Below are 26,677 nucleotides of genomic sequence, written 5' to 3'. Positions count from 1 at the left end.
GTTCCCTCTCGTCCGGTGGACCGCCCGCCCCTGGGCGGTCCGGCTTTTTGCTCCGGTTCGAAAGGGGGGTTCTCACTCACGGCATGCCGGAAGGAATCTCCGTACGCGCCGGGTGAGCTGGCAAAGCTGGCCGACCGCCGTCGTGCTGTGCTTGTTCAGAGAAACGACAGCCGGTCGCGCGGCACGACTCGGTCACAAAGTGCGGTCACCGAGCACGGCACCCCCCTACCGCGCCCCGCGCCCCCGTCGCGGTCCTTGAGCCCTCCCCTAGAGCCGCTCGATGACGGGACGGTGCGGGTGTGATGTATGACGGTATTGACGTTTGGACCTGTATGGCAAGACCTGAAACGAGGCCTCACGTTTTTGTTGGTTTGACCGTTACAGTCGCACCGGAGCGGATCTTTCCCACTTTCTTCAACATTCTGTCGGCGGGTTCGAACAGCTCCGGCCGCGCCACCACGGCGTTGCGCAGTGCCCGCACCGGCACCCGGCGGACGCGGTGTCCGACCGCGACCGGGTGACGACGGGTCACCCACCCCTCCGACACGGTCAGTTCCCGTGTCTTCAGGGAGTCCTTGTACTCCTTCTGACCCCGGCCCAGATCGAGGTACGCGACGCCGTCGGCGGCGGCCGCCTCGGCCATGCGCAGATGCAGGACCAGGCCCGGGGAATACTTCGCGTACTGCGGGTCGTACGCCGGGAACCAGCAGGCCAGGACGCGTTCGGTGCGCAGCCCGAAGTGGGCGGCGACCGGCTTCCCGTCGGCGTACAGCACCGAGAGGATCCCGGCGAACGGCTCGGAGCGGGTGTGGAACAGCTGCTCCACCAGCCGGGCGATCCACTCGTGCGCGAAGCGGTCGCTGCGGCCGGTCCTGCGGTACTGGGCGGACTTCCAGCCCATCAGGGTGCGCAGGGCGGCCGGGTCGCGCTCGTCGTGGACGTAGCGCACCTCGCTCGCCGCGCGGGCCAGCCGGCGCTCCTTGGCGAGTGTGGTGCGGGTGAACTTCGGGGAGCGCTCCCGCAGCCCGGCCAAATACGTCTCGTACCCCTGGTCGACGTCCATGACCGGAGAGGGGAACCTGGCGGAGGCCTCCGCCTCGAACGGCCCCTGGCCCTCCACCAGATGATCGAACTCCCAGACGGCGAGCCCGCAGGCGCGCAGCAACTCCCGCGCGTCCCAGGTGAATCCGGGCCGGTGCACCACTCCCTGGGCGTCCGAGATGCCCAGGCCGACAGCCCGGCCGACACCCGCGGCGGTCCGCTGGAAGGGGAGGAACGCGGCGGGCTCGCCCCGCTCCCGTACGACGGCGATCCGCACGCCCCGTCTGCACCGGCCCACCGCGAGCGCGAACTCGGGGGACAGGAAGGGGTTCGCGAGCTCTGGTGAGCCCTGGAGATGGGCCTTGGACTGCAGGGCGGTCCACGCCACCCGGTCGGCCGTGCTCAGCTCGCCGGGGCGGTACACGCTGATGTCCACGTCAGAGGTCCTGCCCCTTCGCCGCGCGGCGCCGCCGCATCAGCACCAGCAGGAGGACGAGGACACTGATCACGGTCACCGCCAGGACGCCGCCGCGCGCCGACCAGCGGTGCGTGGCCAGCATGCCCTGGGCCACCAGCATGTCGAGGACGACCGAGCCGGCCAGTGAGGCCAGCACGCGGGCGAACGGATCGAAGCCGCGCAGCGCGGCGGCGATACCGGCGGCGGGTGCCGCGAGCAGGAAGAAGAGCGTGAGCGGGGCGCGCAGCGGTGAGTCGGAGCCGATGAGCGCGAGCAGTGCGCCGCATCCCGCCACAGCGGTCGCGGCGCCGGCGAGCAGGGGCGTCAGGTCTCTGCCCGACGTACCCGAAGACGTTTCGGTATGTGTGGTCTGCATGGGCGACGTTTCCCCCCAGAAAGCGCCGGATGCCGGGCTTCAATGTCGCGCAGTGCCTGGGGGACCGTCAAGAGCGCGCAATGCCGCGGTCCATGGCGACCGCACCGATTTTGGCATGGACACTTCCCGTCGGTGCGTGTCGTTGCTACGACGGATACGGCAGAGATCCTGCTAAAGGGAGGTTCCATGAGACGTTCCCGATTTGCCGCGTACGTCGGCTCGCTCCTCCTAGCCCTCGCCGCAGTCCTCACCGGGACAGGCACCGCGCACGCCACCCAGGGCCCTTATGTGGCCCTGGGAGACTCCTATTCCTCGGGTGTCGGCGCGGGCAGCTACATCAGTTCGAGCGGCGACTGCAAGCGCAGCACGAAGGCCTACCCCTACCTCTGGGCGGCCGCCCACTCACCCTCGTCGTTCACGTTCGCCGCATGCTCGGGCGCCCGTACGGGTGATGTTCTGGCGAACCAGCTGACCCCGCTCAGCTCCGCCACCGCCCTCGTCTCCATCAGCATCGGAGGCAACGACGCCGGTTTCTCCGACGTCATGACGACCTGTGTGCTCCAGTCCGACAGCTCCTGCCTCTCCCGGATCAACACCGCGAAGGCGTACGTCGACTCGACGCTCCCGGGCCAACTGGACACCGTCTACTCGCAGATCAGCGGCCGGGCCCCCAACGCCCACGTGGTCGTCCTCGGCTACCCCCGCTTCTACAAGCTCGGCACCACCTGCCTCGGCCTCTCCGAGACCAAGCGGAAGGCCATCAACGACGCCGCCGACTACCTCGACACCGCGATCGCCAAGCGGGCCGCGAACCACGGCTTCGCCTGGGGCGACGTCCGCTCCGCCTTCACCGGCCACGAACTCTGCTCCGGCAGCGCCTGGCTGCACAGCCTCAACCTGCTCAACATCGGCGAGTCCTACCACCCGACCGCGGCCGGCCAGTCCGGCGGCTATCTCCCGGCCCTGAACAGCGCGGCCTGATCCCCTCTCACGGGGACGCAGTGGGGGAGGCCTCGCCGGTGCCGGTCGGGGTCTCCGCCACGCAGGTCAGCGAGAAGGGGACCGGGTTGGACGTCTCCTCGACGGGGTCGCGGACCTCCACGCTGACGGTGTCCTGGAACGTCCCGCTGTCGTCCTGCGTGGTGACGAACCGCCTGTCCTCCTGGGTCCTTCCGCCCCCGGCCGGGAAGGAGAGCGTCTTCCAGTTGCCGTTCACCGAGCCGTTCTTCGAGACCCAGCGGTACGTCACCGTCGCCGGGAGCCGTCCGACCGTCAGCCTGACCGTGAAGGTGGGCGCCGCGGACCTGTCCGGCGGACACGAGCCCGTGTAGTCGGTGTTCGAGCCCGCCAGCGACACGTCCACCGACTGCGGCGGAGGCGCGCTCGTGGTGCTCTTGCTCGGACTCGGGGAGGGGGTGTCCTCACCGGTCTGGTCCGTCGCGGTCTGCGCGGGCGAACTCACCGCCGGAGTGGTGTCCTTGGCGGTCTCCCCGTCCTTGTCGCCGTTGTCGTGGTTCAGCAGCGCGTACGTCAGCCCCGCGATCGCCAGCGCGACGGCCAGCACGCCCACGACCAGGACGACACCGGCGCGGCGGTTGCGCTCCGGTGCTCTTGAGTGCGTGGTGACAGGAGTGGAGGTCGGGGTGGGCGCGGCCCGGTACGGGGCCGTCGGCGGCTCCTGGGGGAAGGGAGCCGCGACGGTCGGGGCGTACGGCCCCGCCTGCACCGCGTCCGCCCGGGGCGTGCCGCCCGCCCCGATGATCCGCAGCTCCTGCTCGGCCCGGTCGGCCGGCAGCCGCTGCGCCGGATCCTTGCGCAGCAGCCCCTCGATCACCGGGGCCAGCGGACCGGCCCGGTACGGCGGCGGCAGCTCCTCGTCCACGATCGCGCGCAGGGTGCTGAGCGGGGTGTTCTGCCGGAAGGGGGAGTTGCCCTCGACGGATGCGTACAGCAGCACACCCAGCGACCACAGGTCGGACTCCGGGCCCGGGGTGCGGCCGAGCGCGCGCTCCGGGGCCAGGAACTCGGGGGAGCCGATGACCTCGCCCGTCATCGTCAGCGCCGAACTGCCCTCGACCTGGGCGATGCCGAAGTCGGTGAGCACCACGCGGCCGTCGTTCGACAGCAGCACGTTGGCGGGCTTCACGTCCCGGTGCAGCACCCCGGCCTCGTGCGCGGCCCGCAGCGCGGAGAGCACCTCGGCGCCGATGTGCGCAGCCCGCTGGGGGCTCAAGGGGCCCTCGGCGTCCAGGAGTTCGGCGAGCGAGATGCCGCGCACCAGCTCCATGACGATCCACGGGCGGCCGTCCTCGGTGGCCACGTCGTACACCGTCACCACATTGCGGTTGGCGACCCGCGCCGCGGCCCACGCCTCGCGCTCGAGGCGGGCGTACAACCGCTCGACCTCGTGGGTCGCCAGTCCGTGCGGCGCGCGCACCTCCTTGACGGCGACCTCGCGGTGCAGCACCTCGTCACGGGCGCGCCACACGGTCCCCATGCCGCCCTCGCCGAGCGGGGACAGGAGGCGGTAGCGGCCCGCGATCACTCGTTCACTGCCCGGTTCTTCGGACACGGGCGTCCCCCATTCGCATCCGGGCGAAATCTCCACTCCGCGTGATGTCGCACGTGAATTCTGTACAAAAGTAGCTCAGCCGAGTGCGGATGCCGCCCCCTTGAGCACCAATCCTGCCCCGAGAGCCACCACGACGAACGCCGACATCAGGGGCGCGGTCCTGCGCACCAGAGCGGTCATCGGGCTCGCGGCCAGGCGGGGGCGCCTGTCCAGCAGCCGTGTGACTCCACTTCCCAGCCTGACGACGGCGAATCCGGCCGCGGTCAGGGTCAGGGCGAGCCCGACGCCGTACGCCACGACGAGCAGCAGACCGAACCATGCCTGTCCCAGCGCGGCGGCTCCGACGAGCACGACGACGGCGGAGGGACTGGGCACGAGACCGCCGGCGAAGCCGAGCAGGATCGTGCCGCGCACGGTCGGGGCGACGGCGTGGGTGTGGGTGAAGCCGCCGTGCGAGTGTTCGAGGGCGTGGGGGTGGTCGTGCGGGTGCGGGTGATCGTGGCTGTGCCCGTGATCGTGGGTGTGACTGTGCCCGTGATCGTGGCTGTGTCCGGGCGTGTGTCCGTGCGCGTGCTTCACCTCCGTCGCCGGGGCGGTCTCCGCGTGCGCGGCGACCAGGGCCAGCGAGCGTTTCTCGGCTTTTTCGGCGTGGGGCGCGTGGTCGTGGGTGTGCCCGGGCGCGTGCGTCTCCGCCGTCGCCGGGGCCGCCTCCGTGTGGGCGGCGACCAGGACCAGTGAGCGTTCCTCGGGCTTTTCCGCCTCGTGCGCGTGGCCGTGCGCGTGGTCGTGTCCGTGCTGGTGCGCGCGCGTGCGCAGGGCCCGGCGCAGGAGGGTGACGCCCGCCGCGGTCACCATCACCCCGCTCGCGATGCCCAGCCAGGCGATCACGGAGGGAGCGGCCGCCGAACCGGCCGTGACGAGGAGGCCCAGGGCGACCACGCCCAGGGTGTGGGTGACGGTCACGGAGGCGGCCAGCGGCAGGACGTCCTTCATTCGGGCCTTGCCGCCGCGGGCCGCGGCCACCGCGGCCATCAGGGTCTTGCCGTGACCCGGGGCCAGCGCGTGCATCGCGCCGAGGACGACCGCGATGAGCAGGGCGAGCGCGGCGAAGCCGATGGTGAGGTCGTGCCGGGCGACCAATGAGTCCAGGGCCCGCGTCCAGCGGTCGGCGCCACGGGGCAGCACGGAGGCGGCGGGGGCGTTCGAGCGTTCCTCGGCGAGGGCGGCACCGCCGGGCCGCACGTGCAGGGAGGCGGTCACGGTGTCGGCGGGGGAGGAGAGCAACTCCTGCGGATACGTGGTCAGTTCGTCCGAGACCGACTTCGTGGGGACGTCCGACCTCGTGAGCGTCATGCGGTCGCCGCGCGCGGTGATCTCGCGCCAGCCGGGGCCGGAGTCGGTGCCCGCGCTGTGGAAGCCGAGCGTGACGGTGGCGTCCTCGGGCATCGGGGCGGTCAGCCGGCACTCCACGCGCAGGGTGTTCAGGCCGGCCTGACCGGGACGCAGACGCGCGTGGCTGGACCGCACGCTCAGGGCGACCGTACGGCCGTCGACGCTGACCTTGCCGCCCGTCGCCGCCTTTTCGCAGCGCTGGGCGGCCCACTCGGTCATGCCGAGCTTCTCGAGGTCCGGCTTGGCCTGGGTGGCCGGGATCTCGGCGAGGTCCTCGACGTGGTCGACGCGGAGCAGACCGGGGGTGGCGACGAGACCGTCGTAGCGGTTGACGGTGAAGTTGCCGAGGGGGTGGGCGCTCGCGCTGCTGGAAGGGAGCAGCGCGAGCGCACAAGCCGCCGTCAGGACGGCCGTGAGGGACGCGAACAGACGGCGGGGCTTCACTTGGACGCCTCCTTGAGAGCCTTGCGGGCCTCGCGGGCGCCGAGGGGGGAGAAACCGGGGTTGAGCTTCAGGGCGGAGCGGAGGTGGCTCCGGCCTTCCTTCTGGTCGCCCGCGGCGAGTTCGACGATCCCGCGGTGGTAGAGGAAGGAGGCGTTGCGGTAGCCGGTGGCGGTGGCCTGCCGGGCGTACGGCAGGGCCTCCTTGTCACGGCCGTTCACGTGCAGGGCCCAGGCGAGGGCGTCCGCGGTGTGCACGGTGTGCCGGCGGGCCCACTCGGCGCGGGCGGCCTTCAGCGCGGCGGCCTTGTCACCGTGGTCGGCGGCGGCCATCGCGGTGTCGAGATCGGCGTTGACGCCGTTGGCGCGGGCGAGCGCCGTCCAGGCGTCCACGAGCGCGTACTGGTCCTGGGCCTTCGCCTTGTCGCCGTCGGCGCCGCGGTCCTCGTACAGCTCCCCGAGGGCGACGAGAGGCCCGGGCAGCGGGTAGCGGGCCACGACGGCCTCCATGCCCTTGATCGCGGCGGCACGGTCCCCGCTCGCGGCCTGGGCGCGGGCCCTGCCCTCCAGAGCGGGGAGGTAGGCGTCGTCGGCGGCCAGCGCGCGGGCGTAGTCGGTCAGGGCCGTGTCGTAGTCGCCCTGGTTCCAGGCGAGTTGGCCCAGCGCCGAGGCCACGTAGGCGATGTCGCCCGGGGTGGTCGCGGTGGCCAGGGCCCGCTCCAGGACGGTGCGGGCGGTACGGACGTCACCGCGGAGTTCGTGGACGTAGGCGTAGCGGGTGAACACCGGGATGCCGGGCCGCCGTTCGTCCGCCAGGTCGGCGGCCTTCGAGGCGTCGTCGTAGCGGCCGAGTTCGACGAGGGCGTCGATCCGGGAGGAGAGGGCCCGCTCGCTGTAGGGGTTTTCCTTCAGGGTCTTGTCGGCGTAGGCGAGGGCGTCCTTGAAGTCGTGCCGGGCGGCGGCGAGTGCGGCGAGACCGGTGACTGCCTGTTCGTTGTCCGGCGACAACTTCATGGACTTCTGCAGCACTTGCTCGGCCTGCCGGTACCGCGACGGGTCGCCCTTCGTCCGCGCCTGTTCGACGTAGGCGAGCCCGAGGCCGGCCCAGCCGCCGAAGTCCTTGGGCTGACTGCGGAGATGGGCCTGGAGCGCGCGGATGCTCGCGTCGAGATCCCCGGCAGCCATGAGTCCGGGCGACACCGCCGACGAGGAACTGGCGACCGTGGCGGTGCCGCCGCCGTCCCGCAGCGCCCCGAAGGCGATCGACCCACCCGTCAGCGCGACGGCCAACAGTGCCGCGCACCCGGCGAGTTGAGCGGCCCGCCAGCGCCGCCCGGCCTCGGAGACCCGCCGCACGGCGGCGGCCTTCTCGTCATCGGCCTGAGCAGAGGGCTCCACGGCCTCCGGCGAACCGCTCTGCTCGTCCTCGGGTGCGCTGTCGGTCGTAGACCCGGACATGCCCTCTCCTGATTCGTTCGTTATCGATCGTGTACTGCGGCGCGGCCCGCACCGTGGGGGATGAGTTGTGCGGGCCGCGCCAGTGAAAGGGGGGTGAGACGAGGGCTGTCAGGGGCGCGGGGCTGTGTCGATCTGCGGCTCCGCCGCGGGGCGCGACCAGCCCCCCACACCCGCGGCCGCCAGACGACGGACCGAGGCACCCCAGTAGGCACTGTCTGCCTTAGTAGGCACGCCCCCGCACTCGACGCCACCACATCAGCGCCGCCCCGATGAGCGCGATACCCGCGGCCCCCGCACCCGCGGACCCGGCGATCAGACCCATGTTGTCCGACCCGGAGGACCCCGCCGGGGACAGCGCGTCCCCGAGCTGGTTACGGACGTCGTTCCCACCGGACGTGCCCTTGGCGAGCGGACCCCGCGAACCCTCCGTGGGCAGCGCCACGTACGGGAACGACTTCTCGAAGTCCTTGTCGTTCTTGTCGACCGCGTCACCGAGGTCGTTCTTGGACCCGACCAGCTCGCCCTCGACGACCTGGAGCGAGGCGTCGATCACGTCGTCGGTGAGCCGGCGACCGTTCGGGAATCCGGCGTTGTCGCCATCAAGCACACCGAGCCGCTTCGGAGAATCGGTGGGCTTGATGGACGTGTTGAGGCGCAGTTCCTCCGCGGGGCGGACGTGGGGCGGCTGGTTCAGCCCCTTCACACCCTTGAGGAAGACGTCCACGAGGTCGTTGCGCGGCTCCTTCGGGGCGGGGATCTTGTAGATCGCCTCGATGAGCTTCGGCAGTTCGGGGTTGGTCACGTTCTTCAGGAACTGCGCGTCGTAGTACGGCTGCGACGCGTTGAACTTGTCCTTGTCCTTGAGCGGGTTGACGACCTCGTTGACCAACGGGTTGCCGAGACGCGAGACCTGGGAGTAGTAGCCCTGCGCGTTCCTGCGCTGGGTCGTCGACCAGATACCCACGACCGGCTGGTGCGAGGACTCGGCGATCATCTCCGTCGGGACCTGCAGGGCGATCGAGTTGACGTTGTAGCCCTTGAGCGTGTCGTTGCCGACCTCGCTGAGGTTCCCGCCGTACAGCAGGTCGAAGACGCGCAGGTCGGCGAAGAACGGGTCGTCGGCCTGGCCGGCGAAGGCGGTCGCGTCACCGGGAAGCTTGTAGACCGCCTGGTCGCGCAGCTTCTCGTAGTTCGGCATGGACGCCTTGCCGACGTTCGACGGAGCCACCGGGATGTCGTCGGCGACCTTCGTCTTGTACTCGACCTTCCCGTACTTCAGCCGGAAGAGCTCGATGTCGTACGTCTGCGTGACGTTCAGGTCCGGGTCGTCGAGGCTGTCGACCACGCCCGTGTTGTACAGGAACGACTTCTTGTTCTTGACGTGCGTCTTGAACGTGAAGCGGTACAGCAGATCGCCCTGTCCGTCACCGTTGTTGTCGATGTGGAGGTCGTACTGCGCGTCCTCGGCGAACTGGTAGAAGTTCGGCCCGCCCCCGGGCTCCTCGAAGGGGATCCAGTTGGCGACGATCGTCGTCGAGTCCGGCTTGTCGGGGCTGACGAACGCGTACACGTCGGTGTTGTCGTACTGGGGGTCGCCCGAGATCAGCGGGGCCTCCCGGTGACTGGAGGCGGAAGCCGCCCCCGGTTCCAGCGTGGCCACACCGGCGGCTGCGAGCCCGCCGGCGGCCAGCGCGCCACATACGAGGGTCGCAAGGCTCCTGCGTCGCGAGCCACTCCTGGAGATAGGTGTCATGCCGTCCGTCCTCAGTCCAACTTGCCTGACGCTCGGTGATTCGGAGCGGTGGGCGGGCCGGATTGGTCGAATCTCAAAACTTCTTTTCTGCTGCTCGACCCGCACTTTCGGCCTTCTCATCCGTAACCCCATCCGGAGGTGTGTTCGTTGCGAATACCACGTGGGGCGGGACGGCCCAGGTGCGGCTTTGCGGGAGGGGGCGACGAGTTGGAGGCTGACGAGCTTCTGGTGCTCGTGGCGGGCGGGGACCAGAGGGCGTTCGAGGAGCTCTACGGGGTCGTGGCCGGACCGGTGTTCGGGCTCGTACGCCGAGTGGTGCGTGACCAGGCGCAGTCCGAAGAGGTGTCACAGGAAGTGCTGCTCGAACTCTGGCGGTCCGCCGCGCGGTTCGACCCCGCCAAGGGCAGCGCGATGTCCTGGATCCTCACCCTCGCGCACCGCCGCGCCGTCGACCGGGTGCGCAGCGCCCGTGCGGCGGGAGAGCGCGAGCAGCGGGAGGCGAACCGGGCCCACCCCCCTGCCTTCGACCACGTGACCGAGGAGGTCGAGGCGGGCCTCGAACGCGAGTGGGTGCGCCGGTGCCTGGAGCGGCTCACCGAACTCCAGCGACAGTCCGTCACCCTCGCCTACTACGACGGCTACACGTACCGTGAAGTGGCCGAGCGGCTCTCCTTGCCGCTGGGTACGGTGAAGACGCGGATGCGCGACGGGCTGACCCGGCTGCGCGAGTGCCTGGGAGGTGTCGCATGAGTCTGAGTGACCGGTTCCGCAGCGAGGACCTCCATTCCCTGGCGGCTCCTTACGCGCTCGACGCGCTGGAGCCCGCCGAGCGGATTCGCTTCGAGCGGCATCTGGCAGGCTGCGACAGCTGTCCCGCCGAGGTGCGGGCGCTGTCCGAGGACGCGGTGCGGCTCGCCTGGTCCGCGGCGGCCCCGGCGCCGCCCGCGATGCGCGACCGGGTACTGGCCGCCGTGCGCGCGACTCCGCAGGACCCCGTCTCGCTTCGGGAGCCGGCCCCGCACCACGGGTCCGACCGGCAGTGGGAGCCGGTGCGGCAGCGCGAGTCCGACCGGCACCGGGGGCCCGCACGGCAGCGCGGACCGGGACGCGCCCGCAAGTCGCAGTTGCCCGCCCATGTATGGGGAACCCAGCCACTGCCCAGGCAGCGGCGGCGTCCCCTGTTCGTGCCCTTCGCGACGGCCACCGCCGCCGCCGCGCTCGCCGTCGCCTCGCTGTTCGCCGTCCAGGCCAACCGGACCCAGGACGAACTGGACGCGCAGAAGGCCCAGGCCAGTGAGATCGCCCACGTTCTGCAGGCCGCGGACGCGCTCGCGACCCGGGGCCAGGACGCACAGGGCCGGACGATCGGAGTGATCGCTTCCGCATCGGAGGGGCGTGCGGTCGTCACCCTGAGCGGGTACAGCGCGCCCCCGAGCGGCCGCGTGCGCCAACTGTGGGCCATGCGCCCCAACGGGCAACCGCGCTCCCTCGGGCTCTTCGCCGCCGACACGCCTTTGGTCGCGAGCGGACTCGACAAGTCCGCGACGTCACTGGCTGTGACGGTCGAACCCGACGGAGGGTCACCACAGCCCACCACGCAGCCGGTTGTCCAACTCGCCCTGAAATCTGTCGGATTCGGAGAGTAATCATGGAGGGGTCGTCAACGCCCTTGCGGGGAAGGTGAATCCTGTGACGCCGATACACGTGTGCTCCGACGGGGCGATAGGGTTACCCTGCCCGGGCCGGGTGGACTCGTACGGGTGGGGAGTGACATGGAACAGATAACAGTGCGCAGGGCGAGGGTTCCTGCGATCACCTGCGGGAGCAGCGCGACCAGTTCGCGCCTCGACCGCCATCTCTCGGTGCTGTCGGGGCCTGCGGTCCCCCAGCGGGAGACGGCCGAGGCGACGTCGCTGATGCTGGAGCTGACCGCGCGTGACACCACCAAGCAGGAGCGCAGTGACAGGGGTGCGCGGGTCCGCCGTGTCTCGCTGTTCGCGCCGCTGCGTCGACTGCGCCGTTCGCTGTTCGGCGGGCACTGAGCCCTCGCCGCCCGGTATCGTGCTGCGATCCCGTCCGTCATCCCCACGGCGTGCAGCACGATCCAGGTGAGTCCTCCCGTACGCGACACCTTTGGCATGCACGCCTCCGAGGTCGGACCGGGCGCCCGGCAGGGCCCGAACTCCCCTCCCGGCAAGAGGCGTTCAGCCCTCGCCGTGTGCGTACCTCCGCACGGCGAGGGGCGCGAAGACCGCGAGCAGTACCGCACACCACAGCAGTGACCCGGCGATCGGATGTGCGACCGGCCAGGCCGCGCCCTCCGGTACCGGGGTGTTGCCGAACAGGTCCCGCAGGGCGGTGGTCACCGCGCTGATCGGATTCCACTCGGCGAGGGTGCGCAGCCACCCGGGCAGCCCCTCGGTCGGGATGTACGCGTTGGACAGCAGCGGCAGGATGAACGTCGCGCCGCCCAGCTGACCGGCGGCCTCCTCGTTGCGGGTGAGCATGCCGAGGAAGATACCGATCCAGGTGGTCGCGAACCGGAACAGCAGCAACAACGCGACGGCGCCGACCGCCGACAGCGCGGACCCCTCGACGCGCCAGCCCACCGCCAGCCCCACCAGCAGGAACGGCACCGTGCCGGCCGCGGTGACCACCACGTCCGCGACCGACTGTCCCAGCGGCACGGCCGCCCGGCTGATCGGCAGGGTGCGCAGCCGGTCCGTCACGCCCCGGTGGACGTCCTGGGCCGCCTGGAACAGCCCGGTCATGATGCCGTTCGCCGCGGTCGCCACCAGCAGCCCCGGCACCAGGAAGGACCGGTACTCCGCGCCCGGCATCGCCAGCGCGCTGCCGAAGACGTAGCCGAAGAACAGCAGCATGGTGATCGGCATGGTCTGGGTCAGGATCAGCAGCCCCGCGTTGTTCCGGACCCGCCGCAGCTGACGGCCCAGCATCGCGGTGCCGTCGTAGGCCAACGTGCTCATACCGCAAGCTCCTTGGTGAGTCGCAGGAAGACGTCGTCGAGGGTCGGCGGCCGGATGCTCGCGTCGAGCAACGGCACGCCGGCCGCGTCCAGTTCGCGCACCAGCCGGGGCAGGGTGAGCGTGGTGTCCCGGGTGATCGCGCCGACCGCGTTCCGCTCGTGGTCGAACGACGGCTCCCCGCCGGTGAGTCGGTCGAGCGCACCGGCCGCCCTCACCAGGACGTCCGCGTCCGCTACGACGATCTCGACGTGCGCCCCGATCAACGCCTTGAGCTGGGCCGGGGAGCCCGTGTGTGCGACCCGCCCCTGGTCCACCAGGGCGATGTCGTGGGCGAGTTGGTCGGCCTCCTCCAGGTACTGCGTGGTCAGCAGCACGGTCGTACCGTCCGCCGTCAGATCGCGCACGGCGTCCCAGATCAGGTTGCGGCTGGCCGGGTCGAGCCCGGTCGTCGGCTCGTCGAGGAACAGGATCTCGGGGCGGCGGATCAGGCTCGCCGCCAGGTCCAGGCGGCGGCGCATCCCGCCCGAGTAGGTGGACGCGGCCCGGTCGGCGGCCTCCGCCAGCCCGAAGCGGTCGAGCAGCTCGGCGGCCCGCTCGGCCGGCCCCCGTACCCGGTGCAGCCGGGCGAAGAGCCGGAGGTTCTGGCGTCCGGTGAGGTCCCCGTCGACCGACGCGTACTGCCCGGTGACGGCTATGGCGCGCCGCACCGCCTCCGGCTCCCGGACGAGGTCGCGCCCGGCGACCCGCGCGGAGCCGGCGTCCGGCCGCAGCAGTGTGGTCAGCAGCCGTACGGCCGTGGTCTTGCCCGCGCCGTTGCGGCCGAGGATGCCGCAGACCGTGCCCGGCGCCACGGCGAGATCGAGGCCGCGCAGGGCGTGGACCTCCCCGAACCGCTTCTCCAGACCTTCACTAAGTACAGCGTACGTAGAAGTCATGGCAGGACCATAGCGCACTACGTACGCTGTACGTAACTAGGATGGTGGCCGAGGTGATGATCGATGGCGGGCCGAGCGGCCGTACCCGAAGTGATCTGGGCGCGTCCTGAGCGGACGGGACGTGGGCCGAGACCCGCGTTCACCAGGGCGGACATCGCGGCGGCGGCGGTGCGGCTCGCCGATGCCGGCGGTCTGGACGCGGTGTCCATGCGGCATGTCGCGACCGAACTGGGCTGCGGAACGATGTCGCTGTACAACTACGTCCCCCGTAAGGAGGACCTGTACGAGCTGATGGTGGACGCGGTCAGCGGGGAGCACGAGCTGTTCGAGCCGACGGGGGACTGGCGGGCCGACATGCTGCGCAACGCACGCCAGACCAAGGCGCTCATGCACCGGCACGCCTGGATGGTGCGGCTGATGTCAGGGGTGTACGGCTTCAGCCCCAACGCCCTGCGCTACCTGGAGCACTGCCTCGCCTGCCTGGACCCGCTGGACGCCCCCTACGGCACGAAGATCGAGCTGGTCGCGATGCTCAACGGGTGCGTGACGACGTACGTCTCGAACGAGCTCTCCACGGCCGAGCGGGTGCGGTCGCTGCCGTGGTCCGAGGAGCAGGAGAACGCGGTCCGGATCGCGTACCTGGGAAGTCAGGTGGCGTCCGGGGCGTATCCGCGGCTGGCGGCGTCGTTCACGGAGGACGCGGGGCCGATCGATCTGGACGCGGTGTTCGAGCGGATGCTGGGGCGGGTGCTGGACGGGTTCGCGCCGCGGGGGTGAGCGTTTGCATGCCGGGTGCGGCGCCGTGGTGGCTGGTCGCGCAGTTCCCCGCGCCCCTGAGAGGGTTACAGCAGCGCGAACTGGCCTTCTGGGCCTTCCTCGTGGTGATCGAAGACCGACGCCGGCTTCCGCGCGCTCTCCGGCACCGGCAACACCCCCGCCTCGCGCAGGTCGGCCGTCGTGCTCTGTGAGGTCAACTCGTCCTCCAGGGGCTGGAGATCCGCCAGCAGCGCCAACACCGTGATCAGCTCCAGGAGTTCCGACGTCCACGTCTGCGGCCAGGTCGCCGGGCGGATCGCGGACAAGGTGCCCGGTTCCGGCTCCGTGACCCGCGCCGCGAACCACTGCTCCAGCACCCGCACCCCGCCCGCCTCGAAGTCCCAGGCCTTGGGCGGTACCGGGGAGACCCGGCCGTCGTCGAGCAGCAGGGCCTCCTCGTCGCGGTCGTAGTCCAGGGTCAGGGGGCGGGACGGCAGGGGGGCGCGGACGTACGGGCGGCGGCCGCCGGGCAGCTTCGGGCGGTCGCCGTCGCGGCGCATCAGCCACAGGACGCGGTGGCCCGACTCGACGCCACGGGACCACAGTTCGGGGTCGTCGGTGAGCGGGACGGTCAGGTCCGGGCGGACCGCCGCCATGATCCAGGCGAGGACGTCCAGGGGTTCCACCGAGATCCCGAGCCGGGAGCGCAGGTGCTCCAGGAGACCCGGGGCCAGGTTCGGTTCGGTGCCGCCCGGGCGGCGGTACAGCGGGCGGACACGGCCCGGGCGGAGCAGGGGGAGCAGCGAGGTCGCCAGGAGCTGGGGGCCCCGACCCTCCGTGGGGGTCTCCACCACGAACACCTGGCCCTCGTCCGCCACCCGCCACAGCTCGGGACGGGCCGCGTCGATCAGCCGGTGGTCCGGGATCAGCCACTGTTCGTCGAAGGGCGCGTGCAGGACCCGTACCGGCTCCGGGCAGGGGCCGGTGGCGCGCGCGAGCCTCTCCGTGCCGCCAGTGCGCCCCGGCAGCTGTCCGACCGCCGAGCGCAGGGTGCGGGAGCGGGTGGGCTCGAACAGCGCCTCCCGATCCGGGCCCTCGGCCTTCAGCAGGGCGTCCCAGCGGGCTTTGAGGGTTGCCGCGTCGGGGCCCGTCGGCCACCCCCGGCCGAGCCGCGGCGGTGCGACGGACCACGGCATGAGGTCCGCCAGCAGCGGAGCGTCGTCGTGCGTCACGCTGGGCATCGTACGACCTTCCGCCGACAGGCAGTCGGGGACAGTCGGCTCACGTGGCGTCCAGGGTCACCGTGAAGGAGAACCGGTCGCCCCGGTAGTGGATCACCGCCGCGTCGAGCACCCGGCCGCCCGTGTCATAGGTGACCCCCGTGTAGTGCAGGATCGGGCTGAGCAGCGGGACCTGGAGCAGCCGGGCGGTCTCCGGGTCCGCGAGCCGCGCCTCCACCGTGTCCGTGATGCGGCCGATGTCCGCCCCGACGACGTCCCGCAGCACCTTGGTCATCGGCCAGCGCGCCAGGTCGGACGGGTCGATACGGGCGGCCAGTTCGGGGCGGACGTAGTTGCGGGCGTGGTTGGTCGGCTCGCCGGTCTTCTCGTCGCTGCGCAGCCGGTGGTACGCGGCCACCTCGTCCATCTCCGGGAAGTACTCGGCGAGTTCGGTCGGCACCGGCGACTTGCCGTGCTCCAGCAGTTCGGTCGTCATACCGGACTGCTGGGCCACGATCGCGTCCACCGAGCCGAGCAGCCGGACCGGGCTGCCCCGGCGGGCGTCCGGCTCGATGAAGGTGCCCCGGCGCCGGTGACGGGTGATCAGCCCCTCGTCCTCCAGCTCCTTCAGCGCCTGCCGCATGGTCAGCACGCTCACGCCGTAGTGCCCCGCCAGCTGTTCCTCGGTGGGCAGACGGAGCGGGTCCTGGGGTGAGCGGCCGAGTATCGAGGCGCGCAGGGACTGCGACACCTGGTACCAGAGCGGCAGCTTGCGGTTCAGGACGATCGAGTCCGGGGCGAAGGAGGTCACGGGCTATCCGTACCTTCCGCGGTTCGGTCAGTGCAACGGGCGGAAGTGACGTTCCAGGCCCCGCCACACGTCGTCGTAGTGCGACTGGAGGTGGTCGGCCCGGGCCGCATGCGCGGTGAGCGTCACCGGCCAGCGCGTCTCGAACATGAACGCCAGCCCGTCGTCCACCTTCTGCGGCTTCAGCTCGGCCGCGCTCGCCCGGTCGAACGTCTCCCGGTCGGGGCCGTGCGCCGACATCATGTTGTGCAGCGAGCCGCCGCCGGGCACGAAACCCTCCGCTTTCGCGTCGTAGGCCCCCTCGATCAGGCCCATGTACTCGCTCATCACGTTCCGGTGGAAGTACGGCGGCCGGAAGGTGTCCTCGCCGACCAGCCAGCGCGGCGCGAAGACCACGAAGTCGACTCCGGCCAGACCCGGGGTGTCCGACGGGGACGTCAGCACGGTGAAGATCGACGGGTCGGGGTGGTCGTAGGAGATGCTGCCGATGACGTTGAAGCGGCGCAGGTCGTAGACGTACGGCACATGGTTGCCGTGCCAGGCGACCACGTCGAGCGGGGAGTGGTCGTAGGTCGCCGTCCAGAGGTTGCCGCAGAACTTGTTGACCACCTCCACCGGCCCCTCGACGTCCTCGTAGGCGGCGACGGGGGCGAGGAAGTCGCGGGCGTTGGCGAGGCCGTTGGCGCCGATCGGGCCGAGGTCGGGGAGCTGGAACGGCGCCCCGTAGTTCTCGCACACATAACCGCGGGCGGATGTGTCCAGCAGCTCCACACGGAAGCGCACCCCACGGGGGATCAGCGCCACATGGCTCGGCTCCACATGCAGCAGCCCGAACTCCGTGTGCAGCAGCAGTCCGCCGCGCTCCGGGACGATCAGGAGCTCGCCGTCGGCGTCGCTGAAGACGCGGTCCATGGAGTCGGTGGCGTGGTAGAGGTGCACGGCCATGCCGGTGCGCTGGGTGACGTCGCCGTTGCCGCCGAGGGTCCACAGGCCGGCGAGGAAGTCGGTGCCCTCGGCGGGCTCCGGGAGGGGGTTCCAGCGCAGGCGGTTCGGGTCCGGGACCGACTCGGTGAAGGGGGCCGTACGGATCCGGCCGTTGTGGGTGTGGGTGAACGGCGGGTGCGCGGCGGACGGGCGGATCCGGTACAGCCAGGAGCGGCGATTGTGCGCGCGGGGCTCGGTGAACGCCGTACCGCTGAGCTGTTCCGCGTACAGGCCGAGGGGGGCGCGCTGCGGGGCGTTGCGGCCGTCGGGGAGGGCGCCGGGGACGGCCTCCGAGGCGTGCTCGTTGCCGAATCCGGAGAGGTGGGCCAGGCCCTCGGCGGTCTTGCGTGCGTCGGCGCGCGTGATCGCTGTGTCCCCGTTCATGATCGCTCCCTTGCGGTCTGATTCCTATGGAACACCGTAGGATTGCGGTGTGGTCGGCGCAAGAGGGCTTTCCCCGGAACCGATGTCCCGCCCGTGACCTCCTCAGGGAGGAGGACCAGAACCAGACCCCAGGGGGATTCGCGTTGTCGGACCTGTGTTCTACGCTCCCCGGCATGTCGTGGACGCGGGGACTCCTTGCCCTGCTCGCGGTCTGTGTCCTGATGGTGACCGGATCCGTGAGCTGTGGCGCCGATGGGGCACGGAAGCAGAAGGACGGACGGTCGGTCTCACCGGTGGGCAAGGTCCTCGACGACACCGACCACGAGGGGCGGCACTACCGGGAGGTGGACAAGGAGAACGCCCCCGGCGTCGGCATAGTGGTGCAGCCGGACACCGACGACAGCTGGTCCGTGCGCCTCACCGTCGAGAACTTCACCTTCTCGCCCGCGGCGACGAAGGCGAAGGCGGTCTCCGGCCGCGGTGTCGCCGTCCTCTTCGTGGACGACCGTCCCGTGACCACCCTGCGCGCCCCGTCCTGTCACCTCCCGGCCGCGTACGTCCCGCAGGGCACCCACAAGCTCACCGCCCGTCTCTACGCCGACGACGGCACCGTCTGGGCCGTCGACGGCACCCCGGTGGAAAGCACGGCAGACGTCACGGCGTCGGAGCCGCGGGCGACGGGGGGTGGCGGTTCGGAGTCGGAGGCGCGGTCGCCGGGGGGCGGTGTGTCGGGGGCGCCGTCCGTGGGGAGCGCGGACGTTGCTTCGAGTTCGCGGTCCTTCACGAGTACGGCCGGTGGTGGGTGGGGCTCGCCGTCCTTCACGAGTACGGCCGGTGGTGGGTGGGGCTCGCCGTCCTTCACGAGTACGGCCACTGGTGCGACGGGCTCGCGGCTCAGGGCGAGCGAGTGCGGCGGGGGTGTCTCGGCGGCGCGGCCCGCGGTGAGGGTGGGTGGCGGCATCCGGGGTCCGCAGGTCGGCGCGGGCACCGGTGGCGCGGTCTCGGATGCGGGGCTCGCGGCGACGCCGGGTGGTGGAGTTTTGGGCTTGCCTCTCACCAGGAGCGCGGGTGGCGGTGTGTGGTGAGCGCGGCCCGCCGTGAGGGTGGGTGGCGGCATCCCGGGCCCGCAGGCCGGCGCGGACGCCCGTGGCGCGGTCTTGGACGGGGTGCTCACGGCGAGCACAGTCGGTGGCGTCTTGGGCTTGCCTCTCACCACGAGCACGAGCGGCGGTGTCCTGTGAGCGCAGTCCGTGGCGCGCACGGGCGGCGACGTCCCTGCCCCGCAGGCCGGCACTCGCACCGGTGGCGCAGTCACGGATGCAGGGTCGGCGGCGAGCATGGGCGGCGGAGCTTTGGGCTCGCCCCTCACCACGAGCACGAGCGGCCGTGTCCTGTGAGCGCAGCCCGCGGTGAGGGTGGGCGGCGGCATTCAGGGCCCGCAGGTCGGCACGAGCACCGGTGCCACGGTCTCGAACGCGCGGCTCGCGGCGAGCACCGGTGGCGACCCCGCCCCGCAGGCCGGCACGAGCGCCGCGGCACAATCTCGGAAGGCGGGCCCCCGGCACGCACCGGCGGTGGCTGATGAGTGCCACAGGCTCCCGGCCCCGTACCAGCTGGCAGGGTTCACCGGACGACGGCGGAAAGGCATCATGAAGCCCGTGCCCCAAGCGACCTCGCTTCGCCGCGCCCCCGTGCAGCGGCGCAGTGCCGAACGGCTGACCAGAATCCTCGACGCCTGTGCCGACCTGCTCGACGAGGTCGGCTACGACGCCCTGAGCACCCGCGCGGTCGCCCAGCGCGCCGGCGTGCCCATCGGCTCCGTGTACCGCTTCTTCGGCAACAAGAGGCAGATGGCCGACGCGCTGGCCCAGCGCAACCTGGAGCGTTTCACGGTCGGCGTCACCGACCGCCTCAAGGAGTCCGGCGAGGAAGGAGGCTGGCGTACCGCGATGGACGTCGTCCTCGACGAGTACCTCGCCATGAAGCGCACCGCCCCCGGCTTCTCCCTCGTCGACTTCGGCAACCAGATCCCCGTCGGCGCCCGTCACGCCGAACCCAACCACCGCGTCGCCGACCGCCTCACCGACCTCCTCTCCGGCTACCTCTCCCGTGAACCGGACGACGACCTGCGCCGCGCCTTCCTCGTCGCCGTGGAAACCGCCGACACCCTGGTCCACCTGGCCTTCCGGATGGCGCCCGAAGGCGACGAGCGGATCATCCAGGAGGCCCGGGAGCTGCTGCGGGCCTATCTGGCGAGGGTCCTGGACTGACGCGTCGCCGGAATTCGCCGGTGAAGGACTCCCCTCCATCCCTACCGGTCGGTATGCTCGCCCGGACAGGCACCGCTGCCCCGGGAGGACCCGTGTCCCGCACCGCTCTGCGTATCTGCCCCCTGTGCGAGGCCACCTGTGGTCTGACGCTCACCGTCGAGGGCACCCGGGTCACCGGCGCCCGCGGGGACCGCGACGACGTGTTCAGCAAGGGGTTCATCTGCCCGAAGGGGGCCTCCTTCGGCGCCGTCGACGGCGACCCCGACCGGCTGCGCACGCCTCTCGTGCGACGCGACGGGGAACTGCGCGAGGCCACCTGGGAGGAGGCGTTCGACGCGGTCGCCGCCGGAATCCGGGCCGTCGTCGAGGGGCACGGGGCGAACTCCGTCGGTGTCGTCCTCGGCAACCCCAACGTCCACACCATGGCCGGCGCCCTCTACCCGCCGGTCCTGCTCGCCGGCCTCGGCACCCGCAGCGTCTTCACCGCGTCCACGGTCGACCAGATGCCCAAGCACGTCTCCAGCGGGCTGCTGTTCGGCGACGCCAACGCCATCCCCGTGCCCGACCTCGACCACACCGACCACCTGCTCCTCATCGGCGCCAACCCCCTGGAGTCCAACGGGAGTCTGTGCACCGCCCCCGACTTCCCCGGCAAGCTCAAGGCGCTCAAGGCCCGCGGCGGCACCCTCACCGTCATCGACCCCCGCCGCACCCGCACCGCGCGGCTCGCCGACCGGCACATCGCCATCCGGCCGGGTACCGATGCGTTGCTGCTCGCGGCGATGGCGTACGTGCTCTTCGAGGAGGGGCTCGTGGACACCGGGGAGTTGACACCGCATCTCCAAGGACTCGACGAACTCCGCGAAGCCGTACGGGACTTCACGCCGGACTCCGTCGCCGACGCCTGTGACGTCGACGCCCCCGCCATCCGCACCCTCGCCCGCGAACTCGCCGCCGCCCCGACTGCCGCCGTATACGGCCGCATCGGCAGCTGCACGGTCCCGCACGGCACCCTCGCGAGCTGGCTCGTCGACGTGCTCAACATCCTCACCGGCAACCTCGACCGGCCCGGCGGCGCGCTCTTCCCGCAGGCGGCCACCGACCGGACGCCCCGACCGGCGGGCCCCAGCCACGGCTTCGCCCTCGGGCGCTGGCACTCCCGGGTGAGCCGACACCCGGAAGCGAAGGGGGAGTTGCCGCTCTCCGCACTCGCGGAGGAGATCGACACCGCGACCGCGGAGGGCGAGCCGATCCGGGCGCTCGTCGCCGTCGCCGCCAACCCCGTGCTGTCCGCCCCCGACGGCGACCGGCTCGACAAGGCCCTCGGCTCGCTCGACTTCATGGTCAGCGTGGACCCGTACCTGAACGAGACCTCGCGCCACGCCCACGTCGTGCTGCCGCCGCCCCCGCCCTCCCAGAGCCCGCACCACGACTTCGCCTTCAACACCCTCGCCGTGCGCAACCAGGTCCGCTACACCCGCCCCGCCGTCCCGCTGGAGCCCGGCCGGATGGCGGAGACGGAGATCCTCGCCCGGCTGATCCTCGCCGTGACCGGGATGCACGGCGCCGACCCGTCCGCCGTGGACGACCTGGTCATCGGCCAGACTCTCGGCAAGGCGGTCAAGGAGCCCCACTCTCCCGTGCACGGCCGCGACCCCCGCGACCTCGCCACCGAACTGGGCGGCGACACCGGCCCCGAGCGGCGGCTCGACATGATGCTGCGCCTCGGCCCGTACGGCGACGGCTTCGGCGTACGACCGGACGGGCTGAGCCTGGCGAAGCTGCTCGCGCATCCGCACGGCATCGACCTCGGACCGCTGAAGTCCCGGCTGCCGCAGCCGTTGAAGACCAGGAGCGGCAAGGTCGAGCTGCTGCCGCCGCCGCTCGCGGACGACCTGCCCCGGCTGCGGGAGGCCCTGCGGCACAAGGCCGACGGGCTCGTCCTCGTCGGCCGAAGGCATCTGCGCTCCAACAACAGCTGGATGCACAACGTCCCCGCCCTCACCGGCGGCACCAACCGCTGCACCCTGCACATCCACCCCGAGGACGCCGAGCGGCTCGGCCTGAAGGACGGCGCCGCGGTGCGCGTCAAGGGCGCCGGGGGAGAGGTGGTCACCGAGGCCGAGCTCACCGACGCGATGCGCCCCGGCGTGGTCAGCCTGCCCCACGGCTGGGGTCACGACCGGCCCGGCACCCGGCTCGGCCACGCCGCCAAGGACCCCGGCGTCAACGTCAACCAGCTCCTCGACGGCAGCCTGCTCGACCCGCTCTCGGGCAACGCGGTCCTCAACGGCATACCGGTACTGCTTTTCCCCGGGGGCTGAGTCGATATGCGGCTACCGCCGCGCGGCCCCCGGACCCCAGCAGAAAAACAGCCGCCGTAGCGACGCTGTGAGCAGTGCAAAGCTGTGACCAGCAGTTTTGCGCTTATTGCTCGCATGTCAACGTCTTGTTAACGCCGCTTGACGGGACCTAACGTCATCGCACTGCCGACTCCGGTGGGAGTTCAAGGGCGAACGTTAGGTATCCACTCATGCTGACCATCCTCGGCTTCGCCATGATCGCGACCTTCCTGGTCCTGATCATGATGAAGAAGATGTCGCCGATCGCGGCGCTCGTGCTGATCCCGGCACTGTTCTGTGTCTTCGTCGGGAAGGGCGCCAAGCTCGGTGACTACGTCATCGACGGCGTCACCAGCCTCGCCCCCACCGCGGCGATGCTCATGTTCGCGATCGTCTACTTCGGCGTGATGATCGACGTAGGCCTCTTCGACCCGGTCGTGCGCGGGATCCTGAAGTTCGCGAAGGCCGACCCGATGCGGATCGTCGTCGGTACGGCGATCCTCGCCGCGATCGTCTCGCTGGACGGCGACGGCTCGACCACCTTCATGATCACCGTCTCGGCGATGTACCCGCTGTACAAGCGCCTGAAGATGAGCCTGGTCGTGATGACCGGCGTCGCCGCCATGGCCAACGGCGTGATGAACACGCTGCCCTGGGGCGGCCCGACGGCCCGTGCGGCCACCGCGCTGAAGCTCGACGCCAGCGACATCTTCGTCCCGATGATCCCGGCCCTCGCCGTCGGCCTCCTGGGCGTCTTCGTCCTCTCGTACGTCCTCGGCATGCGCGAGCGCAAGCGGCTCGGCGTGCTCACACTGAACGAGGTCCTGGTGGACGAGAAGGTCGAGGAGACCGAGACCGTCCTGGTCGGCGCCGGTTCCGGTGCCTCCGGTACGGGCAAGGCCACGGCGGCCACCGGCGGGTCCGGCTCCGGCACGGACGCCGAGGACGACGAGGCCGGCGACGCGGAGCGCTTCCAGGTCCTCGATCCGAACCGCCCCACCCTGCGCCCCAAGCTGTACTGGTTCAACGCGCTGCTCACGGCCACCCTCCTCACCTCCATGATCATGGAGTGGCTGCCGATCCCGGTGCTGTTCCTGCTCGGCGCCGCGCTCGCGCTCACCGTGAACTTCCCGCACATCCCCGACCAGAAGGCCCGCCTCGCCGCCCACGCCGACAACGTCCTCAACGTCTCCGGCATGGTCTTCGCCGCCGCGGTCTTCACCGGCGTCCTCCAGGGCACCGGCATGGTCGACCACATGGCCCGCTGGATGGTGGACGTCATCCCCGAGGGCATGGGCCCGCACATGGCCCTGGTCACCGGCATCCTGAGCCTCCCGCTCACCTACTTCATGTCCAACGACGGCTTCTACTTCGGTGTCCTCCCGGTCCTCGCCGAGGCCGGCGCGGCGCACGGCGTCACCCCGCTGGAGATGGCCCGCGCCTCGCTCGTCGGCCAGCCGCTGCACATGTCGAGCCCGCTCGTCCCGGCCGTGTACGTCCTGGTCGGCATGGCCAAGGTGGAGTTCGGCGACCACACCAGGTTCGTGGTCAAGTGGGCCGCGCTCACCTGCCTGTTGATCCTCGGGGCGGGCATCGTCTTCGGAATCATCTGACCTTCTCTCCACGGAGGATTCGCACATGGCGCCCGGTGGGAACCGCGGCTGGCTGCTCCGCCTCGTCATCGCCTTCAGCTTCGCGCAGGGGGCGGTGTCGATGGCCCGGCCCGCCGTCTCCTACCGGGCCCTCGCGCTGGGTGCGGACGAGCGGGCCATCGGTGTCATCGCCGGTGTCTACGCGCTGCTGCCGCTCTTCGCCGCCGTACCGCTGGGCCGCCGTACGGACCACGGGCGGTGCGCGCCGCTGCTGCCGGTGGGAGTCGTGCTCATCTCCGGCGGGTGCGCACTGAGCGGGATCGCCGGCTCCCTCTCGACCATGGCGGTCTGGAGCGGGGTGATGGGCCTCGGCCACCTCTGCTTCGTCATCGGCGCCCAGTCCCTCGTCGCCCGCCAGTCCGCCCCGCACGAACAGGACCGCAACTTCGGCCACTTCACCATCGGTGCCTCCCTCGGCCAGCTGGTCGGCCCGGTCGCGGCGGGCGCCATGATCGGCGGCTCCGACATGGCGGGCACGAGTGCGCTCGCGCTGCTCGTCTCGGGCGCCGGGGCGGCGGTCGCGTTCACGTCACTGTGGCGCATCGAGCATCGGGATGCGGCGGCCAACTCCCGTACCGGGCAGGGCGACCGGGTCCCCGTCGGACGCATCCTCAGGACCCGGGGCGTGCCCGGGGGCATCTTCGTGAGCCTGTCCGTGCTGTCCGCCACGGACATCCTCACCGCGTACCTTCCGGTGGTCGGCGAGCACCGGGGCATCGCACCCTCGGTGATCGGCCTGCTGCTGAGCCTGCGCGCGGCAGCCACGATCGCGTGCCGTCTGGTACTGACTCCCCTGCTACGGCTGCTGGGGCGCGCGCTGCTCCTCACCGTGACGTGTCTGCTGGCGGCCCTGCTGTGCGCGGGCATCGCGCTGCCGGTCCCGGTGTGGGCGCTGGCCGTCGTCCTCGCCCTGCTCGGGTTCTGCCTCGGCGTCGGACAGCCGCTGTCCATGACGACGGTCGTCCAGGCGGCCCCCCACGGCGCCCGCTCCACCGCCCTCGCCCTGCGGCTGACCGGGAACCGCCTCGGCCAGGTCGCCGCACCGGCCACGGCCGGTCTGGTCGCGGGCGTGGCGGGGGTGGCCGCACCGTTCGTGATGCTCGGAACCTTGCTGCTGCTGTCGGCGGGGGTGGCGCTGCGGTCACCGGGGCGGACCGAAGGGACCGAACCGGCCGCGGGGAAACGGCCGAAGCGCCCGGGATTGCGCCGCACGAGCGATATCTGACGGCGCGCCGGGCGTCGCTGCGGCCGGCCGTCGCGCGCATGAAGGAGAGTGCTGCCGAAAGAGCGATTTGTATGGAAATCGTCTGAATCGGAGGAGCACGCATGCCCACCCTGAAACTCCCACGTACCTTCCGCGTCCGCACGGGCGCCTCGGTCGTCCTCACCGCCCTCGCGGCGGCCGGCGCCTCGTGGGTGGCGACGCCGACCGCATCGGCCGCAGGCGAGAACGGCGACATCAGGATCCACCACGTGGGCGTGCCTTTCGGCGTCTCCAAGGACGATCCCCGGGTCTGCAAGTTCTACCTGGATGCCGTCAACTTCGACGTCCTCACCACCATCGCCTACACCATCACGCCCCAGCCTCCGCTGCCCACCGCCGCCACCACCGCCGGCACCATCCAGCTCGCCGGAGGCGCCGGTCACACCGACCCGCTGGGAGTGGCGGACGGGCAGTACAAGCTCACCTGGATCGTGGCGGGCGCCCCCAAGGAGAAGGTCTTCCGCGTCAACTGCCACGACGGCAAGCGCGACGCGGAGCGCCGGCCGGGCGACCAGATCCAGGACCAGCAGCGCGACGGCGCGGGCTGGGGTCAGAACGACTCCGGCGGCCCGAAGGGCGGCGTGCACGCGGGCGGCGGCGGTCTCGTCGACACCGCGGCCGCGTTCGCCCCGGTGACCGCGGCGGGGGCCGTCGGCCTGGTGGCGGTCGGCGGTGTCGCGTACTTCCGGCTGAACCGCCGTCGGCCCAATGGCGCCGCGTAGGCGCAGACGCAGGCCCTGGTACCGGACCCGCGCCTACCGCCTCACCAGGACGGCCCTGCTCACGGTCGTCCTGGTGACGGTGGGGGTCCGGTGTACGGGTGACGACAAGCCGACCGCGCCGGACGGGCCCGGCGGTCCGGACACCGTGGCGGCCGCCGGCCCGGAGGCGGAGGCGGCCGGTGAGCCGCCCCCCTCCGCCCGCCCCACGCCCACCCGCACGCCCCCGCCCCGCCCACTGTCCCGGTCCCGGCCGACGACCTTCCGCATCCCGTCGCTGGGCATCGACGCCCCGGTCACGGGCCTCCGGCTCGCCAAGAGCCGGGAGCTGGCGACACCGCCGGTCGACAAGCCGAAGCTCGTCGGCTGGTACCAGGGCGGCGCCACGCCCGGCGAGTCCGGCACGGCCATCGCCGTGGGCCACCGCGACACCCGGACCGGCCCCGCCGTCTTCGCCGCGCTCGCCCAGGTGAAGCCCGGCAAGAAGATCGAGGCGGGACGCGCGGACGGCCGTACCGCCGTCTACACGGTGGACCGGGTGAAGGTCTTCGACAAGGCGGGCTTCCCCGACAAGGAGGTCTACGGCTCGGCCCGGCGCCCGGAACTCCGCGTGATCACCTGCGGCGGACTCTTCACCCGGCGGACGGGCTACACCAGCAACGTCGTCGTCTTCGCCCACCTCACCCAGACCCGCGAGCCGCGGCCGGCGAAGAGCGTGACGGCACGCTGAAGAGTGGGAGGGCGCGCCGATCCGGCCGTCCGGCGTCTCGCAGGCTGGACCGGAGCGCCCGATCCCGCCCGGTCTCTTCCCCCGGCCGCATGCATTCCGTTAACTTCCGTGACTCACAGCCCCGTACGACCCGCACG

23 protein-coding genes are annotated in these 26,677 nt (G+C 71.5%); 12 read left to right on the top strand and 11 right to left on the bottom strand.

Annotated elements, in window-relative coordinates; genetic code table 11:
• Positions 1 to 355 precede the first annotated feature (355 nt).
• A complete protein-coding gene (locus tag ABZT06_RS25235; protein ID WP_355745016.1) occupies positions 356 to 1,477 on the bottom strand; it encodes a GNAT family N-acetyltransferase in 1,122 nt (373 codons plus the stop codon).
• A 1-nt stretch (position 1,478) separates the two neighbouring features.
• Positions 1,479 to 1,874, bottom strand: a complete 396-nt coding sequence (locus ABZT06_RS25230; protein ID WP_355745013.1) for a hypothetical protein — start codon at positions 1,872 to 1,874, stop codon at positions 1,479 to 1,481.
• 186 nt (positions 1,875 to 2,060) lie between these two features.
• On the opposite strand from ABZT06_RS25230, the gene ABZT06_RS25225 reads away from it, so the two are divergent.
• Positions 2,061 to 2,855 carry an SGNH/GDSL hydrolase family protein gene (locus ABZT06_RS25225; RefSeq protein WP_355745011.1) on the top strand — a complete coding sequence of 265 codons (795 nt, stop codon included), beginning with the start codon at positions 2,061 to 2,063 and terminating at the stop codon, positions 2,853 to 2,855.
• A 7-nt stretch (positions 2,856 to 2,862) separates the two neighbouring features.
• Here ABZT06_RS25225 and ABZT06_RS25220 read toward each other — a convergent pair whose 3' ends face one another.
• From ABZT06_RS25220 to ABZT06_RS25205, 4 genes are all read right to left on the bottom strand, one after another.
• Positions 2,863 to 4,446 carry a serine/threonine-protein kinase gene (locus tag ABZT06_RS25220; protein ID WP_355745008.1) on the bottom strand — a complete coding sequence of 528 codons (1,584 nt, stop codon included), beginning with the start codon at positions 4,444 to 4,446 and terminating at the stop codon, positions 2,863 to 2,865.
• A 75-nt stretch (positions 4,447 to 4,521) separates the two neighbouring features.
• Positions 4,522 to 6,282 carry a sulfite exporter TauE/SafE family protein gene (locus ABZT06_RS25215; protein ID WP_355745005.1) on the bottom strand — a complete coding sequence of 587 codons (1,761 nt, stop codon included), beginning with the start codon at positions 6,280 to 6,282 and terminating at the stop codon, positions 4,522 to 4,524.
• Entirely contained in the window at positions 6,279 to 7,736 is a 1,458-nt protein-coding gene (locus ABZT06_RS25210; RefSeq protein WP_355745002.1) for a tetratricopeptide repeat protein, read from the bottom strand. The genes ABZT06_RS25215 and ABZT06_RS25210 overlap by 4 nt, the downstream gene beginning before the upstream one ends.
• Before the next feature lie 220 nt (positions 7,737 to 7,956).
• Positions 7,957 to 9,489 (bottom strand): DUF4331 domain-containing protein, encoded by a 1,533-nt coding sequence (locus tag ABZT06_RS25205; RefSeq protein WP_355744999.1) that lies wholly within the window; start codon positions 9,487 to 9,489, stop codon positions 7,957 to 7,959.
• Positions 9,490 to 9,696: 207 nt separating this feature from the next.
• Here ABZT06_RS25205 and ABZT06_RS25200 point away from each other — a divergent pair, with 207 nt between their 5' ends.
• The 3 genes from ABZT06_RS25200 to ABZT06_RS25190 all read left to right on the top strand — a co-directional run bounded on the left by ABZT06_RS25200 (position 9,697) and on the right by ABZT06_RS25190 (position 11,531).
• Positions 9,697 to 10,239: a sigma-70 family RNA polymerase sigma factor gene (locus ABZT06_RS25200; protein WP_355744996.1), complete on the top strand. Its 543-nt coding sequence runs from the start codon at positions 9,697 to 9,699 to the stop codon at positions 10,237 to 10,239.
• Positions 10,236 to 11,135, top strand: coding sequence for an anti-sigma factor (locus tag ABZT06_RS25195; RefSeq protein WP_355744993.1), 900 nt, complete (start codon positions 10,236 to 10,238; stop codon positions 11,133 to 11,135). The genes ABZT06_RS25200 and ABZT06_RS25195 overlap by 4 nt, the downstream gene beginning before the upstream one ends.
• Positions 11,136 to 11,261: 126 nt before the next feature.
• Positions 11,262 to 11,531, top strand: coding sequence for a hypothetical protein (locus ABZT06_RS25190; protein ID WP_355744990.1), 270 nt, complete (start codon positions 11,262 to 11,264; stop codon positions 11,529 to 11,531).
• A 162-nt stretch (positions 11,532 to 11,693) separates the two neighbouring features.
• Here the strand turns inward: ABZT06_RS25190 and ABZT06_RS25185 are convergent, their stop codons facing one another.
• Complete coding sequence (locus tag ABZT06_RS25185; RefSeq protein ID WP_355744987.1) at positions 11,694 to 12,476, bottom strand: ABC transporter permease; 783 nt, start codon at positions 12,474 to 12,476, stop codon at positions 11,694 to 11,696.
• On the bottom strand, positions 12,473 to 13,411 hold the full coding sequence (locus ABZT06_RS25180; protein WP_355744984.1) for an ATP-binding cassette domain-containing protein: 939 nt from the start codon (positions 13,409 to 13,411) through the stop codon (positions 12,473 to 12,475). Before ABZT06_RS25180 ends, ABZT06_RS25185 begins: the two co-directional genes overlap by 4 nt.
• A 63-nt stretch (positions 13,412 to 13,474) precedes the next feature.
• Between ABZT06_RS25180 and ABZT06_RS25175 the strand changes: the two genes are divergently transcribed.
• Positions 13,475 to 14,188 (top strand): TetR/AcrR family transcriptional regulator, encoded by a 714-nt coding sequence (locus ABZT06_RS25175; protein ID WP_355744981.1) that lies wholly within the window; start codon positions 13,475 to 13,477, stop codon positions 14,186 to 14,188.
• A 65-nt stretch (positions 14,189 to 14,253) separates the two neighbouring features.
• Here ABZT06_RS25175 and ABZT06_RS25170 read toward each other — a convergent pair whose 3' ends face one another.
• The 3 genes from ABZT06_RS25170 to hmgA are packed head-to-tail and all read right to left on the bottom strand — an operon-like array spanning position 14,254 to position 17,563.
• A complete protein-coding gene (locus ABZT06_RS25170; protein ID WP_355744978.1) occupies positions 14,254 to 15,408 on the bottom strand; it encodes a type ISP restriction/modification enzyme in 1,155 nt (384 codons plus the stop codon).
• A 40-nt stretch (positions 15,409 to 15,448) separates the two neighbouring features.
• Positions 15,449 to 16,198 (bottom strand): GntR family transcriptional regulator, encoded by a 750-nt coding sequence (locus ABZT06_RS25165; RefSeq protein ID WP_355744975.1) that lies wholly within the window; start codon positions 16,196 to 16,198, stop codon positions 15,449 to 15,451.
• Positions 16,199 to 16,225: 27 nt separating this feature from the next.
• Positions 16,226 to 17,563 (bottom strand): homogentisate 1,2-dioxygenase, encoded by a 1,338-nt coding sequence (gene hmgA / locus ABZT06_RS25160; protein ID WP_355744973.1) that lies wholly within the window; start codon positions 17,561 to 17,563, stop codon positions 16,226 to 16,228.
• A gap of 173 nt (positions 17,564 to 17,736) precedes the next feature.
• On the opposite strand from hmgA, the gene ABZT06_RS25155 reads away from it, so the two are divergent.
• The 7 genes from ABZT06_RS25155 (at position 17,737) to ABZT06_RS25125 (ending at position 26,540) form a co-directional block, all read left to right on the top strand.
• Positions 17,737 to 18,648 (top strand): hypothetical protein, encoded by a 912-nt coding sequence (locus ABZT06_RS25155; protein WP_355744970.1) that lies wholly within the window; start codon positions 17,737 to 17,739, stop codon positions 18,646 to 18,648.
• A 564-nt stretch (positions 18,649 to 19,212) separates the two neighbouring features.
• A complete protein-coding gene (locus tag ABZT06_RS25150) occupies positions 19,213 to 19,833 on the top strand; it encodes a TetR/AcrR family transcriptional regulator (RefSeq protein WP_355744968.1) in 621 nt (206 codons plus the stop codon).
• A 92-nt stretch (positions 19,834 to 19,925) separates the two neighbouring features.
• Positions 19,926 to 22,157, top strand: coding sequence for a molybdopterin oxidoreductase family protein (locus ABZT06_RS25145; RefSeq protein ID WP_355744965.1), 2,232 nt, complete (start codon positions 19,926 to 19,928; stop codon positions 22,155 to 22,157).
• Between the two features lie 209 nt (positions 22,158 to 22,366).
• The gene (locus ABZT06_RS25140) at positions 22,367 to 23,788 is read left to right on the top strand and encodes a citrate:proton symporter (RefSeq protein WP_355744962.1); all 1,422 of its coding nucleotides are present in this window, start codon (positions 22,367 to 22,369) and stop codon (positions 23,786 to 23,788) included.
• Between the two features lie 25 nt (positions 23,789 to 23,813).
• A complete protein-coding gene (locus ABZT06_RS25135) occupies positions 23,814 to 25,052 on the top strand; it encodes an MFS transporter (RefSeq protein ID WP_355744960.1) in 1,239 nt (412 codons plus the stop codon).
• 101 nt (positions 25,053 to 25,153) lie between these two features.
• Positions 25,154 to 25,813, top strand: coding sequence for a hypothetical protein (locus ABZT06_RS25130; protein ID WP_355744957.1), 660 nt, complete (start codon positions 25,154 to 25,156; stop codon positions 25,811 to 25,813).
• Positions 25,800 to 26,540, top strand: a complete 741-nt coding sequence (locus ABZT06_RS25125; protein ID WP_355744954.1) for a class F sortase — start codon at positions 25,800 to 25,802, stop codon at positions 26,538 to 26,540. The genes ABZT06_RS25130 and ABZT06_RS25125 overlap by 14 nt, the downstream gene beginning before the upstream one ends.
• Positions 26,541 to 26,677: the final 137 nt, after the last annotated feature.

Source organism: Streptomyces sp. NPDC005483 (genome assembly GCF_040606035.1).
In the GTDB taxonomy this organism is placed as follows: Bacteria; Actinomycetota; Actinomycetes; order Streptomycetales; family Streptomycetaceae; genus Streptomyces.
The sequence above is the reverse complement of the archived record's forward strand: the minus strand, read 5'-3'. Positions and strand labels throughout refer to the sequence as shown.

Excerpts from the sequence above, each read along its gene's own strand:
- ABZT06_RS25230 (WP_355745013.1), bottom strand. The coding sequence starts at position 1,874 with ATGCAGACCACACATACCGAAACGTCTTCGGGTACGTCGGGCAGAGAC.
- ABZT06_RS25225 (WP_355745011.1), top strand. The coding sequence starts at position 2,061 with ATGAGACGTTCCCGATTTGCCGCGTACGTCGGCTCGCTCCTCCTAGCC.
- ABZT06_RS25210 (WP_355745002.1), bottom strand. The coding sequence starts at position 7,736 with ATGTCCGGGTCTACGACCGACAGCGCACCCGAGGACGAGCAGAGCGGT.
- ABZT06_RS25205 (WP_355744999.1), bottom strand. The coding sequence starts at position 9,489 with ATGACACCTATCTCCAGGAGTGGCTCGCGACGCAGGAGCCTTGCGACC.
- ABZT06_RS25195 (WP_355744993.1), top strand. The coding sequence starts at position 10,236 with ATGAGTCTGAGTGACCGGTTCCGCAGCGAGGACCTCCATTCCCTGGCG.
- ABZT06_RS25190 (WP_355744990.1), top strand. The coding sequence starts at position 11,262 with ATGGAACAGATAACAGTGCGCAGGGCGAGGGTTCCTGCGATCACCTGC.
- ABZT06_RS25185 (WP_355744987.1), bottom strand. The coding sequence starts at position 12,476 with ATGAGCACGTTGGCCTACGACGGCACCGCGATGCTGGGCCGTCAGCTG.
- ABZT06_RS25180 (WP_355744984.1), bottom strand. The coding sequence starts at position 13,411 with ATGACTTCTACGTACGCTGTACTTAGTGAAGGTCTGGAGAAGCGGTTC.
- ABZT06_RS25175 (WP_355744981.1), top strand. The coding sequence starts at position 13,475 with ATGGCGGGCCGAGCGGCCGTACCCGAAGTGATCTGGGCGCGTCCTGAG.
- ABZT06_RS25170 (WP_355744978.1), bottom strand. The coding sequence starts at position 15,408 with ATGCCCAGCGTGACGCACGACGACGCTCCGCTGCTGGCGGACCTCATG.
- hmgA (WP_355744973.1), bottom strand. The coding sequence starts at position 17,563 with ATGAACGGGGACACAGCGATCACGCGCGCCGACGCACGCAAGACCGCC.
- ABZT06_RS25155 (WP_355744970.1), top strand. The coding sequence starts at position 17,737 with ATGTCGTGGACGCGGGGACTCCTTGCCCTGCTCGCGGTCTGTGTCCTG.
- ABZT06_RS25150 (WP_355744968.1), top strand. The coding sequence starts at position 19,213 with ATGAAGCCCGTGCCCCAAGCGACCTCGCTTCGCCGCGCCCCCGTGCAG.
- ABZT06_RS25140 (WP_355744962.1), top strand. The coding sequence starts at position 22,367 with ATGCTGACCATCCTCGGCTTCGCCATGATCGCGACCTTCCTGGTCCTG.
- ABZT06_RS25135 (WP_355744960.1), top strand. The coding sequence starts at position 23,814 with ATGGCGCCCGGTGGGAACCGCGGCTGGCTGCTCCGCCTCGTCATCGCC.
- ABZT06_RS25130 (WP_355744957.1), top strand. The coding sequence starts at position 25,154 with ATGCCCACCCTGAAACTCCCACGTACCTTCCGCGTCCGCACGGGCGCC.
- ABZT06_RS25125 (WP_355744954.1), top strand. The coding sequence starts at position 25,800 with ATGGCGCCGCGTAGGCGCAGACGCAGGCCCTGGTACCGGACCCGCGCC.